The 10,794-nt window shown below is 42.2% G+C and carries 11 protein-coding genes; 6 read left to right on the top strand and 5 right to left on the bottom strand.

The window, feature by feature from the left end:
• Positions 1-84: 84 nt before the first annotated feature.
• Positions 85-3,078: a hypothetical protein gene (locus tag HWQ36_RS00585; protein ID WP_292696970.1), complete on the bottom strand. Its 2,994-nt coding sequence runs from the start codon at positions 3,076-3,078 to the stop codon at positions 85-87.
• Positions 3,079-3,434: 356 nt separating this feature from the next.
• On the opposite strand from HWQ36_RS00585, the gene HWQ36_RS00580 reads away from it, so the two are divergent.
• The 3 genes from HWQ36_RS00580 to HWQ36_RS00570 all read left to right on the top strand — a co-directional run bounded on the left by HWQ36_RS00580 (position 3,435) and on the right by HWQ36_RS00570 (position 4,397).
• A complete protein-coding gene (locus HWQ36_RS00580; RefSeq protein ID WP_292696968.1) occupies positions 3,435-3,572 on the top strand; it encodes a hypothetical protein in 138 nt (45 codons plus the stop codon).
• Positions 3,573-3,641: 69 nt separating this feature from the next.
• Positions 3,642-3,839, top strand: coding sequence for a hypothetical protein (locus tag HWQ36_RS00575; RefSeq protein ID WP_041565682.1), 198 nt, complete (start codon positions 3,642-3,644; stop codon positions 3,837-3,839).
• A gap of 81 nt (positions 3,840-3,920) precedes the next feature.
• Positions 3,921-4,397, top strand: a complete 477-nt coding sequence (locus HWQ36_RS00570; protein WP_012411806.1) for a Tic20 family protein — start codon at positions 3,921-3,923, stop codon at positions 4,395-4,397.
• A gap of 3 nt (positions 4,398-4,400) precedes the next feature.
• On the opposite strand, the gene HWQ36_RS00565 is transcribed toward HWQ36_RS00570, so the two are convergent.
• Entirely contained in the window at positions 4,401-5,174 is a 774-nt protein-coding gene (locus HWQ36_RS00565; protein WP_292696951.1) for a fumarylacetoacetate hydrolase family protein, read from the bottom strand.
• Between the two features lie 377 nt (positions 5,175-5,551).
• Between HWQ36_RS00565 and rpsF the strand changes: the two genes are divergently transcribed.
• Both rpsF and HWQ36_RS00555 read left to right on the top strand, forming a co-directional pair.
• Complete coding sequence (rpsF, locus tag HWQ36_RS00560) at positions 5,552-5,902, top strand: 30S ribosomal protein S6 (RefSeq protein WP_292696948.1); 351 nt, start codon at positions 5,552-5,554, stop codon at positions 5,900-5,902.
• Between the two features lie 330 nt (positions 5,903-6,232).
• The gene (locus tag HWQ36_RS00555) at positions 6,233-6,793 is read left to right on the top strand and encodes an Npun_F5560 family protein (protein ID WP_292696945.1); all 561 of its coding nucleotides are present in this window, start codon (positions 6,233-6,235) and stop codon (positions 6,791-6,793) included.
• 329 nt (positions 6,794-7,122) lie between these two features.
• Here the strand turns inward: HWQ36_RS00555 and HWQ36_RS00550 are convergent, their stop codons facing one another.
• On the bottom strand, positions 7,123-7,476 hold the full coding sequence (locus tag HWQ36_RS00550; protein ID WP_292696942.1) for an STAS domain-containing protein: 354 nt from the start codon (positions 7,474-7,476) through the stop codon (positions 7,123-7,125).
• A 488-nt stretch (positions 7,477-7,964) separates the two neighbouring features.
• Here HWQ36_RS00550 and HWQ36_RS00545 point away from each other — a divergent pair, with 488 nt between their 5' ends.
• Entirely contained in the window at positions 7,965-8,597 is a 633-nt protein-coding gene (locus tag HWQ36_RS00545; RefSeq protein WP_292696940.1) for a DedA family protein, read from the top strand.
• Between the two features lie 236 nt (positions 8,598-8,833).
• Here HWQ36_RS00545 and HWQ36_RS00540 read toward each other — a convergent pair whose 3' ends face one another.
• Together HWQ36_RS00540 and HWQ36_RS00535 are read right to left on the bottom strand one after the other, a co-directional pair.
• Complete coding sequence (locus HWQ36_RS00540; protein ID WP_292696937.1) at positions 8,834-10,036, bottom strand: argininosuccinate synthase; 1,203 nt, start codon at positions 10,034-10,036, stop codon at positions 8,834-8,836.
• Positions 10,037-10,184: 148 nt separating this feature from the next.
• The gene (locus HWQ36_RS00535) at positions 10,185-10,451 is read right to left on the bottom strand and encodes a hypothetical protein (protein WP_292696934.1); all 267 of its coding nucleotides are present in this window, start codon (positions 10,449-10,451) and stop codon (positions 10,185-10,187) included.
• Between the last annotated feature and the right edge of the window lie 343 nt (positions 10,452-10,794).

The raw sequence follows: 10,794 nt of genomic DNA, 5'->3' as shown, positions 1-10,794 counted from the left end.
TCTCCCTTGTCTCCCCCCTCTTCCTTGTCTCCCTTGTCTCTTTTCCATGCCCAATTCCCAATTCCCAATTCCCAATTCCCTAAGTTACATACCCAGTAGTTCATCTAGCTGCAAGTTTGGCAAGTCTGGAGGAATCACGGTTCGCACTATTGTGACTTTGTGACTCTCTTGTTGGGTTGTTAGATCGAGTGCGATCGCTTCTATGCGAATTTCTAAACAGCCAAAGGGAATCTTTAATTGTGTCATTACTTCCAACCCTCCCAATGCATTAGGTAGTAAATTTGTCAATAAATGGGGCCCATCTAGTAACCAGCGAGTTTGATAGTCTTCAACCCATAACTTCACAGCCACTTGATGAGGTACTTCAGGTAGTACTACGCGCACTATGATAAATTTGTCCGCGATTAGTTCCCCTTCTGGTACATACAGTTGCGGAATTGGCAAAGGCTCAATGGCTCCCGCAGTTATGGATATAGAAGGGGATAAACCTAACAGTGGCTGCTTCTCTTCTTCTAAGAAGTAATTATCCGTTGCATCGGCTTCTAGTTCACTATCTGTATCATCTACAACGATTTCTTGCGCCAACCAAGCTGACGCTATATTTACTTTTATCGAAGGAGGGGGAGGGGGTAGTTGTCTTACCAAAGCCATTGAAAGTGTTGGTTCAGATACTTTTTCTACTACCGTATTTTCCACTATCTCTAGATCGGCTTCCTTTGCTGTGTCTGCGTCTTCCCCAAAGTTCTCAAGATCAAAAACTGATTCTTGGGCTTCTTCCCACGTCTCTGTGGCATCATCCAGGCTTAATGGCAAGTTGACATCAACATCGGGAGTTCCAGCAGTAAGAAAAAGCTGGGTTTGCTGGGCTGGAACATTGCTAATGTAGTCTTGAGGTTCCAGTTCATTGATGGATTCAGGCAAAGAGTATCCTTGGCTCTGCATCCACTTCCTCAGTAAGGGAGATGAGTAGAGGTTGCCTGTTGTAATGAATTGTGCATTTGGCTGGGTTTCTATCTCAGCAACAGATTCTTCCTGAAATTGTACATTTGGCTGGGCTTCTACCTCGGTAACAGATTCTTCCTGAAATTGTGCATCATCTAGTACTAATTCCGGTATATTTTCATCCTCAGCTACAATTGCGTCTAACTGCGGGAAGTCTTCATGCGCTTCAACTTCTAACGTATCTGGGGGGACATTATTTTTTACTTCTTCTGCATCACCTGGCAAAGCTTGTACCCGTCTCAAGTATGGAAAAGTAGTATCGAGTATTGGCATTCGGCGTTGCTTGATGAGTAACTGCTCCAAGTTGATAGCAGCTATAGCAGTATCCTTTTCTAGAAGCTCCTCTTGTGTAGGGAATTCTCCAATAACATCTGTGTGAGGGTTGGCATTAGTTTGAACAGGTGGCAAATTCGGCAATTGAGGCGACGAAGTACCTGAATTCTTTAAGTTAGATGTCCGCAGGGTGGTTTCTCGCAGAACTTGCAGGTTAATTTGCTGTGGTAGGGGTGTATTTGGAGATGGATTGAGTATTTGAAATTGGTCTGTTTTTGAAATCTTGACCAGATTGAATAGTTTTAAATCGATCCTTACGGCTGCCTCTGGCTCTGTGAAAGCATCAGGCGAGTCCGATGGTATGGGGTCATTTAAGGATGTACTAGGTTTTGCTGCGGCTGTGATTGCCAGTAATTCTGTTACATCTGCTGTAATGGTGAAGGACTGGCTGGCTAACCGGATGATTCCACTTACATCAGCGAATTGACCATACAAACTGATATCTGCCAAAATTAACTTCGATTCAAAGTCAGCAGGAATATCAATTGAGGTATTGATGGTGAAGGGCAACTCCTGATCTGGTAAAGGTTGCCGTACCTGAGTCAAGATTTTCGATTCTAGGGGCGATCGCAGTTCAATTCCTAGTTCAAGCGATCGCAGGCTTTTTGGAGATAATGTTTCAGCCCGATCTAGATTTGTCTTGTCTTTAAATTCTATGCGCCCATTGATTGTAAGAGCTTGTCCCCAATGAGCAATATAAGTATCTCGATCTAAAGTTAACAATAATGGTGGTTCTGTTGCCAGCGAATCTGTAACCTCTTCATCTTTCAGAAGTAGTTCAGAATCAGGTAAAGCTAAATCTATTAAATTTTGTAAAATTTGCTCTGCCGTCTCACCTTTGAGCCATACAGGACTCACAGGCTCATCGATAACTATATCTTTTTCCGTTTCATCTGGAACAACAGTAGTAGCAGAGTTACTGTCTGTAGTAATTCCCAATTCTGTGGAAACTGCGATCGCTTCATCTAAACTAATTACAGGTTCTGCTGAGGCACTATCCAAGTTCCCTTCATCTGGAACAACTGCAATGACAGAGTTACTGTCTGTAGTAATTTCCAATTCTGTGGAAACTGCGATCGCTTCATCTAAAGTAATTGCAGGTTCTGCTGGGGCAGCATCCAAGTTCCCTTCATCTGGAACAACTGTAGTAACTGCCAGTTCTGTGGAAACTGCGATCGCTTCATCTAAAGTAATTGCAGGTTCTGCTGGGGCAGCATCCAAGTTCCCTTCATCTGGAACAACTGTAGTAACTGCCAGTTCTGTGGAAACTGCGATCGCATTATCTAAACTAATTACGAGTTCTGCTGGGGCGGTGCATTCCAAGTTTTCAGAAACAGTATCAGCCTGATTGGGTGAATTTGATTCTACATTTTTCCTTTGCTCTGCCTCTTCTTCCTCGGACAATACTTTAATTTGGACACTGTATTGCCAAGATTTACCGAGTATATCCGACATCAAATCGCCGTTACAGCGCAACTCCCAAACTCCCGAATCGAAGTAGGTAAAGGGAATTACCGCCATTAAGCCTTCTGAATTAGTGCGACGCGATCGCTTGAAAATTCGCCGCGTTGGTTGAACTTCCTGAGTTGAAGAGTGAGTTACCCGCACTTCCACGTCTGTATTAGATAGGCTAGAACGAGCCAAAACTCTATACTGCCCTTCCAAAATTTCCAAATTTGGCGATTCTAGGATATGCCACGAGCGAGCGCCTTGTTTCTGTATCAGAAATTGCCAGTGTTCCATTGTGAGTGATGCCCAGACCGACGAGCCTCTGAGTAATATTGTGTATTAACTTGCTTGCAAGTTTACCCCAGTATTTTGTAAATGTACCCCTTAAATAGCTATCTAGTTAACTCAGTTTTACCGGAAAATTCAATTAATCGCCGTGTTGCTTGTGCGTAAAGCTTTTGTTGTTTCCTGAATATTAACTTTGGCACTCTCCATTGCATAAATTAACAGGGATACAATGGACACCTTTGGCTGTCTCTGCTCAAATTAATAGGAATATTTTTGTATCATTTTTTACTAAAAATGTCAAACTTCCAATAGATACAACATACAATAAAAATTAAGATTCACTTGACAATTGTTCTTGAATTGTGGTTTTCTACATACATTTTTGCTGCAAAAAGGTAGGAAACATCCTCTTAAGTGTGATTTGCGATCGCCTCCGGCAGATGCAAAGCGTCATCGCAAATCACACACTTAACCGCGTAGCACGCGCCCAACTTACCTGAAGTGATTCAAAGACGTATCCTCACCTGAGTGGAATGTAGGTGACAATGAGGATTTACAGGAGGGATTCGATGCTAGTCATTTTAATGGACGAGCAAATCCTTGCCCCTGAGCAAGTTTGCCAGTCTTGTTTACTCGCTGACAGGAGCGGTCAACCCCGTTGGCGTGGAGGTGAACTACGCTGTGGTCAAGCCATTCGCAAACTTACTCAACAGCAGCCAGACCAGTATGAGTGCATGATGGGCTTTCGCATTGCCCATATAGAATAGTTTAATTTACCAGCAAGACCAAGTAACTGCGTTATCCTAAGCTCAAGTAACTATATAAATTTAACCACAGGAGAACGCATAATGTCTTGGCGCGGGTCTACAACGGTTTCAGATAGAATTTTTGCTTGCTTGCCTTATTTGCTTCCTCTGATTGAGGTTTTTGTATTTGGTAGATATTTGCTATCAGATTTTCCACCGCTACAACTACTGTTTCTGCCGCTTCTGCCATTGTTGAGAATTTACTACGGCGTGCGTTATGCAGGAATGATTATTTTCTTTGCTTTATTTTTGCTGGTAGTCAGAAACGAAAAAATTAGTCACTTTATTCGTTTCAACACCATGCAAGCAATCCTTTTGGACATCATTATCTTTTTGTTTAACATCCTCACTGATGTTGTGGGACTAGTTCCTGTTGGTGGTTTTGCAATCCAAACTCTATCCACAACCATTTTTATCGGCATAGTGGGAGCAGTTGCATATTCGGTAATCCAGTCTGTAAGCGGGCGTTATGCAGAAATCCCAGCGATTTCCGATGCAGTGTATATGCAAGTGCGCTAGTCGTTAACGAGCCACTATAGTGTTTTCCAGGCGACCAATACCTTCAATTTCGACGCGGACGCGATCGCCTGGATGCAATGGACTTACACCCTCTGGTGTACCTGTAAGGATCAAATCACCGGGTAGTAGCGTCATCACCTGGCTAATATAGGAAACTAAAACATCAGGAGAAAACACCATCTGATCGATACAAGCAGATTGGACTGGGTTAGCATCGTCATTCACAAAAGTCTGTAATCTTGCTCCTGGATTTAACTCCCGTACAATCCAAGGGCCCAAAGGACAGAAAGTATCAAAACCTTTGGCTCGCGTCCATTGACCATCCAGTTTTTGTAAATCCCGCGCTGTTACGTCATTGGCTATAGTGTAGCCCCAAATTTTGGTTTGGGCTACTTCTGGTGTACATTCAAAGGCGTAATCGCCAATCACTAATGCTAACTCTCCTTCGTAGTCAACTCTTTGTGACTGGGGAGGATACTTAATTTCCCTCTCAGATGGAATGATAGTCGTGGGTGGCTTGAGAAAGATTAGTGGTTCAGAAGGTACTGTAGTTCCCATTTCGGCTGCATGATCTGCATAATTCTTACCCACCGCCACAATTTTTGAGGGAGCGCAAGGAGCCAGAATTTGATAATTTTCTGGTGTCAAAGTTAAATCAGTTGGTTGTCCTTGTAACCAGGGTGGAGCATCTAGCACCTGCACATTGAGGGATAGTTGTAGTATCCCATAGTAAATCTGTCCTTCTTGATTTTGAATTCGCACGTAGCGCTGCGCCATAACCTTGATAAATATCCTTTTATCTGCGATTAGAAACTTTGAGCGGGTAGTAATTCTCAGTTAGCTTTTTAGCAAATCGATTTAGCGTTGAGCCTGAAAGCCGCTCCGCTATAGATGTCCTTAGAGAAAGATACCCGTTGCTCCTTACTCCCCTTGCGGGTTAGTGAGAGGCTATGGGGGTAGCCTTATGACCTAGTTTTTATTAGGGACATCCAAAAAATACAAACTTCGGCGATTTGGCTAATGATTCAAATTGAAAACTGGTAAGATTATAGTTCCTTGTTGCTTCCGATGTTGATTAATACTAGTATTTTAAATTTAAATCAAGTATAAATTAATGTCAGCAACCGTTTTTGTCCATAAGGAAACTGGAAAATATGACTACAAATTACGAAACAATGTACATCCTGCGCCCCGACCTGGGAGACGAACAGGCAGAGCAAGCAATTACTAAATATCAGAATTTGCTTCGTGACCAAGGCGCTGAGGAGATCCAAATTCAAAATCGTGGTAAGCGTCGTCTAGCTTATGAAATCAAAAAGCACCGCGATGGGATTTATATCCAGTTAAACTACACTGCGCCTGCAACTGCGATCGCTCCTTTTGAACGCGCTATGCGCTTGAGTGAAGAAGTGATTCGCTATTTGACAATTAAGCAGGATATCGGAGAGGAAAAACCCCCTAAAGAGGAAAAGGAAAAGCCCACTAAAGTAGCTGCAACGGTCTAAGGGCAAGGGAGTAAGGATGAGGAAGATGTGGTTCGACTTCGCTCACCAACCGGAAGATGAGGAAGATGTGGTTCGACTTCGCTCACCAACCGGAAGATGAGGAAGATGAGAGCAGGGAGCAAAGGAGAAGAGTTTCTCCCTGCCCCCTGCCCCCCGCACCTCTGCCTCTTTTCAATTCCCAATTCCCAATTTTCATTCAGTAAAATTTTGTCTTCTTCTTTTTCCGTGACTTGTTTGGGAATGCTAAATTAACAAATACTTGCCAAAGGTAGTACTTCCGCAGTTATACCTAAGAGTGGACAAGATTCTGAATGGGAGCTTTAAGCTACTGTGAGCCAATCTGATACACCCAATATTCAAGTTCTCTCTACGGAAGTTTCGCAGCTACGCCAAGAGTTGCAACTCCGCGATCAATTAGTGCAACAACTATCTCAAGAACTCTTCCGGTTGGTAAAGGGTAATACTAGTTTTATGCCCCAGCAGCCGGATCTTGAGCGCGATCTGAGCCAGTTACAGGCATTGCAAGAACAACTCCAAGCAGTGGAGCAGCAGGTGGCGTTCTACCAAGAGCAGATTACAACTCGTGACTCCGAAATTTATCAATTGCGACAGTCAGTCCAAGAACTTACAGATCGCACTCGGATGTTAGAGCAAGTAGTACAAGAGTTGCCTCAAATTTACCGTCGAAAGTTTGAGGAGCGGATGACACCAGTGAGAGAAAAGGTAGCAATGCTACAACGGGAAAATCGCCAACTGCAAGCAGAACTGCAAAGTGTGAGTTATCGTTTAGCACTCAAAACTCGCAATGCTAGTCACAGTGGAATTGATTTGCCAAATTTTCCGCGCCCAGTGTCGGAACAAACTAACATTTCAACTCCCCAAAATGCCTAAGATTACCATAATGCTGGAATCTTGAAAATATCGAAATTGGCACGTAAAGACAAAAATAACTATGCAGTTAGAAATAATGTAATTGGTGATGTCAAAATATACTCCCACGGCTTCAAGCCGTGGGATTCTGGGGTCAAATAGCAATTGCAGTTTCACACTGCCTAACTGCAAAGCCATGAATTTTTCTCAACATTCTTCTCTAGAGCAAATAGGAAATCAGCCTGCTAGCACCAGACTGTCATCTTTAAAAAAGTGAGGATATGTTAGAAAATGTAAAAAAGTGCAAACATTGCTTGACTCTACCATCCTTCTAAAGGTAGATTTATTATTCAGGCTGCTAGCACCAGACTGTTATCTTTGACGGTGTTAAAGATATCTTCATAAGTACTAAAAATTTCAAACACTGTATCTAGTTGGGTAAGTTCCAAAATTAATCTTACAGGAGTTTGCACGTTGCATAAAACTAAACGACAACCACTCTGACGTGCAGCTTTCAGCCCTTTCACCAAAGGAACTAACCCAGAACTGTCCATAAAATTAACTTCTGCTAGGTCAATAACCCAGAGTTGATGCGATTGGGGTACTACTCTAGCCATCTGTTCGCTCAAAGCCATACCGCCTTCTAAATCTATGCTTGCTTGGGGTTTGAACAAAATTACTTGAAGTTCTTGTGTGAGAGTCATGAGTTTAATAAGGTAGTTGGAACACTTGACTGAAAATCGAAAAATGACATAAATACCTCTTCTCTTTCAACGGCAAAATGACTGTTTTACCCATATATCTAGGGGATTGCAGCCGTGCAGTTGAGAGTGATTATTTCAGTATTCATGCCGTATAATTTGTGATAACTTTTATAAATATAGGCATAAGCTCCTAATAATTTCGGTATCAACCGTATCTTTTACGAAATTTTCATAACTTAGCCTGGTATTCATAAAGTCTTTGTAATTTTTATTTATTTATTTTTAAATAAAATTAACTTGTGGTAAAGAATGCTAAGATTTGCATAGTTAATATTCAAAAATTAATAGTTTCCATAGGGTATAAGCTATGGATTACTCAGAATTAAACTGATGACCGAATGAGTCAATGTAGCGGTTTGATTGACACCCCGCCCAAAAACAAGCAAAGATATAGTAAAAGTAAAAATTTGTAAAGACGGCGGTGCGGAATGTCTTTAGAGTTGATTTCACTAGAAAATATCCAGAAAGTAGCCCATAGTTACGGGTATTGGGCAATTTTTTTGGGAATTTTGCTAGAAAATTTAGGCATTCCCCTTCCTGGTGAAACCGTGACCTTAGTGGGCGGGTTTTTAGCTGGCAGCGATGAACTAAATTACTGGCTGGTTCTCGGTGATGCAATTATGGGTGCTGTAATTGGCGGCACTTGTGGTTATTGGATTGGTAGAGTTAGCGGTTGGTCTTTTCTGGTAAAAGTTGGTAGCATATTTCGGATTTCGGAAGTGCGACTAATTAGTATTAAAGATCAATTTAGTCAAAATGCTGCTAAAGCTGTATTTTTCGGACGTTTTTTAGCATTATTGCGAGTTTTTGCGGCACCATTAGCTGGTGTAGCCGACATGCCTTTTGGAAAATTCTTCTTATACAATTTTTTAGGAGCAGTTGCTTGGGCTAGTTTGATGGTGACATTAGCTTTTTTTGCTGGCAAAATTGTCTCTTTAGAACAATTGGTTGCTTGGGTGGGTCAATTTGCGATCGCAGCTTTACTAATTATTACTGCCTTAATTGTTGTGCCTCTATGGTTAGAATCTCGCCAAGTTAAAGAAGCGAGTAGTGAAGAGTAAACAGTGAGGAGTGAAGGAGTAAAGTAAAAAGTTATTTTGTATTTTGCTTTTTTAACCTGTACAGACGCGATTAATCGCGTCTCTCCTCAATACGGTTCGGTTAGGGTTTTTTGATGAAAATTCTAAATCACAAAGACGCGATAAATCGCCGTCTCTACAATAATCAATCCTTCGTCTTGACGGCGATTTATCGCGTCTCTTGGCTTAACCGAACCGTATTGCGTCTCTCCTAACTCCTAACCTCTAACTTGCTGCGACCAAATGCGAGTTGGTAGCCCCCAAACATAGATAAAACCTTCAGCAGCTTTGTGGTCAAATTGGTCTTCGGCTCCGTAGGTTGCCAAATCGGGAGTATAGAGAGAATTATCGCTCGAACGCCCAACTATCGTAGAGTTGCCCTTGAATAACTTCACTCGCACAGTTCCAGAGACTCGCTCTTGTGTCTTTTGAATAAAGGCATCTAGTGCAACTTTGAGTGGACTGTACCACAAACCGTTATAAACTATTTGGCTATAAGTTTCTTCAATGCCACGCTTGTAATGGGTGACATCTGCCGTCAAAGTCAAGCTTTCTAAATCCCTATGTGCCTGAATCAGCACTAACATCGCGGGTGATTCGTAGATTTCCCGCGATTTGATGCCAACCAGACGGTTTTCAATCATATCTATCCTTCCAACACCGTGATTTCCTACAAGCTGATTGAGTTCTTCAATTAATTCAACTGGCTGTTTAGCTATGCCGTTGATGGTTGTGGGAATACCACCGTGGAAACCAATTTCGATGTACTCTGGCTCGTTGGGAGTGTCAGCGATCGCTTTGGTCATTTCATAAATTTCTTCTGGTGGCTCAAATGACGGATCTTCGAGTAAACCAGCTTCAATGCTACGACCGAGCAAATTTTTGTCAATGCTGTAGGGAGAAGATTTTTTGACTGGTGAGGGGATACCAAACTTTTCACCATAAGCGATCGTTTCCTCACGGCTCATGCCCCATTCTCTAGCTGGTGCGAGAATCTTTATGTTGGGGTTTAAGGCGGTAACTGAGACATCAAAACGAACCTGATCGTTACCTTTGCCGGTGCAACCATGAGCGATCGCATCAGCACCATATTTTTCAGCCGTTTCTACTAATATCTTAGCGATCAGTGGGCGGGCAAGAGCAGTTCCTAGAGGGTAACGATTTTCATAAAGAGCGTTAGCTTGAATCGCTCCAAAGGCATAATCTTTAACGAAGCTGTCTTTGACATCCGCCACGAGTGATTCACTTGCACCCGATTTGAGAGCTTTTTCTCGAATTGGCTCTAATTCATCTCCCTGACCTAAATCTGCTGCTAGGGTAATCACCTCTTCCACACCCCACTCTTGTTTGAGGTAGGGGATGCAAACGGAAGTATCCACTCCGCCAGAATATGCCAGGACAACCTTTTTGGCGCGACCCATTAATTTCTCCAGTTAGGACAACAAGGAATGAGTAATTATTATATCTGAACTAACCCAGGTATATTTTCTTCATCTCAATCTCCCAGGAGACTACCACTTGCCACTAGGGAAGTGGTTGGAAAATACCTCCGATGGAAAGCCGCAACATCTAATGTCGGTCAGTTGACTCAGAACCCGGAGTTTCCACTTCAAAGTTGTCTCCCTGCTTCTTTACTGAAAAGTCCTGTTCATTTTTGCTATTTTGAGCTAATCCAGCAGCACCAGCGATCGCTGTTCCTGCAAGTCCAAGTCCAGCAGACCATTTGGCATCAGTAATCTTTGGCGAGACTAAAACAGCAACACCAATAACCGCTCCAATAGTTGCCATAAACATAGGTGTAATAGCTCTAATTATTTCTGGGGTGAGAGATTTCATAAAAGTAAGTTATAGAGTTGGTTCTGTTCATGAGGTAAATACACGGAGTCAAATTCCAATTCCAGAATATGAACCAAAAGAAGTTTGCTGTAAACAAGTTTTGTTGAAGAAGAATTCAGGAGTCATACCAATTGAAAAAAAAGAATGCGACAAATAGACGATCCGTAGAGACGCGATGAATCGCGTCTTTACCCAAGGATGTGTTGCAATCATTAATTGAATTGGTATCAGAATCAAGACACTCCCCACCTACGTAGATAATTTCAAAAATCAAATCGGATTCCTATATAAACCACGTCTATCTTGAAACCTGTAGTTCAACTCTAATGAATAAGGATTTGCC

It is taken from the genome of Nostoc sp. NMS2, from assembly GCF_017115105.1.
Lineage (GTDB): Bacteria > Cyanobacteriota > Cyanobacteriia > Cyanobacteriales > Nostocaceae > Nostoc.
Note: the sequence above shows the minus strand (reverse complement) of the source record. Positions and strands in the feature narration are given on the sequence as shown.

Coding starts and splice junctions, on each gene's coding strand:
- HWQ36_RS00585 (WP_292696970.1), bottom strand. CDS start 3,078: ATGGAACACTGGCAATTTCTGATACAGAAACAAGGCGCTCGCTCGTGG.
- HWQ36_RS00575 (WP_041565682.1), top strand. CDS start 3,642: ATGCTAGTCATTTTAATGGACGAGCAAATCCTTGCCCCTGAGCAAGTT.
- HWQ36_RS00570 (WP_012411806.1), top strand. CDS start 3,921: ATGTCTTGGCGCGGGTCTACAACGGTTTCAGATAGAATTTTTGCTTGC.
- HWQ36_RS00565 (WP_292696951.1), bottom strand. CDS start 5,174: ATGGCGCAGCGCTACGTGCGAATTCAAAATCAAGAAGGACAGATTTAC.
- rpsF (WP_292696948.1), top strand. CDS start 5,552: ATGACTACAAATTACGAAACAATGTACATCCTGCGCCCCGACCTGGGA.
- HWQ36_RS00550 (WP_292696942.1), bottom strand. CDS start 7,476: ATGACTCTCACACAAGAACTTCAAGTAATTTTGTTCAAACCCCAAGCA.
- HWQ36_RS00545 (WP_292696940.1), top strand. CDS start 7,965: ATGTCTTTAGAGTTGATTTCACTAGAAAATATCCAGAAAGTAGCCCAT.
- HWQ36_RS00540 (WP_292696937.1), bottom strand. CDS start 10,036: ATGGGTCGCGCCAAAAAGGTTGTCCTGGCATATTCTGGCGGAGTGGAT.
- HWQ36_RS00535 (WP_292696934.1), bottom strand. CDS start 10,451: ATGAAATCTCTCACCCCAGAAATAATTAGAGCTATTACACCTATGTTT.